Below are 521 nucleotides of genomic sequence, written 5' to 3'. Positions count from 1 at the left end.
CCGGCTCACTATTGACAGCGGGCCTCCGCAATTTCGGCTTCGGCAACACCGATAATAACAACATCGGCATCGGCAATACCGGCAACGGGAACAGCGGTATCGGACTCACCGGGGACCACCTGCGCGGGTTCGGCGGCATGAATTCCGGCACCGGTAACGTCGGCTTCTTCAACTCGGGCACCGGCAACGTGGGAATCGGGAACTCGGGCAGCGGCAACTGGGGCATCGGAAACTCGGGCAACGGCTACAACACGGCAACTACAACACCGGCATCCTCAACGTGGGCGATGTCGACACCGGCGCTCTCATCGACCTGGCGGGATTGTTCCGCGACGGAACGAGCACGCTGTTCAACGTCGGGCTGGCCAACCACGGCATCGTGAATTTCGGCAGCGCCAACATCGGTAACGACAACTTTGGTAACGGAAATATCGGCAGCTTCAACCTGGGTAACGCCAACATCTGGTACCACAACGTCTGCAACGGGAACCTCTGCAGCGCCAATGTCGGCAGCGGTAACC

Annotated in this window: 1 pseudogene; it reads left to right on the top strand. The window is 60.1% G+C overall.

The annotated features are described in order from the left end of the window. A pseudogene (locus BST40_RS28505) lies at nucleotides 1-521 on the top strand (hypothetical protein); the annotation flags it as partial.

The organism is Mycobacterium persicum (assembly GCF_002086675.1).
Classification (GTDB): Bacteria; Actinomycetota; Actinomycetes; order Mycobacteriales; family Mycobacteriaceae; genus Mycobacterium; species Mycobacterium persicum.
Note: the sequence above shows the minus strand (reverse complement) of the source record. Positions and strands in the feature narration are given on the sequence as shown.